The 633-nt window shown below is 70.6% G+C and carries 1 protein-coding gene; it reads left to right on the forward strand.

What is annotated here, in order from left to right; genetic code table 11:
- The coding region (locus ACLD7X_RS17835) for a Hint domain-containing protein (RefSeq protein WP_411425029.1) at positions 1-633 on the forward strand (633 nt) is incomplete at both ends.

The raw sequence follows: 633 nt of genomic DNA on the forward strand, positions 1-633 counted from the left end.
CTTTGGCGGTGCGGGGAACGATACACTGGATGGCGGCGACGGCGACGCCACGCTGTCGGGCGACGGCGGTGACGACCTGCTGCGCGGCGACGGCGGTGACGACCGGCTGTTCGGCGGTGACGGCGCCGACACGCTGCAGGGCGGCACGGGCGACGACAGCCTGTCAGGCGGGGCGGGCGATGACCGGTTCGATCTGGATCGTGCTTCCGGGACCGATACGGTCAGCGACTTCGACATGACTGTGGAGGACGGGCGCACCGCCGACCAACTGGATGTGTCGGACCTGCGCACCCCCGCGGGGGACCCGATCACCTGGCGCGACGTGGTGGTTACCGACACGAACGGTGACGGCACGGGTGACGCCGTGCTGACCTTTCCCGAAGGCGAAAGCGTCGTGCTGGTCGGTGTCACGCCCGACCAGGTTGACAGCAAGCAGCAGATGGCCGCCATCGGCATTCCCTGTTTCGTGCGGGGCACACCGATCCTGACGCCTGGCGGATGGCGGGCCGTGGAACAGCTGGTGCCCGGCGACCTCGTGCAGACGGACGACGGGCCGCGTCCTGTGATCTGGGCCGGCGCACGGCGGGTTTCCGCGGCAGAGATGGCGGCACGGCCTGGCCTGGCGCCCGTCCG

Source organism: Aphanothece microscopica RSMan92, from assembly GCF_046613545.2.
Taxonomy (GTDB): Bacteria; Cyanobacteriota; Cyanobacteriia; order PCC-6307; family Cyanobiaceae; genus NIES-981.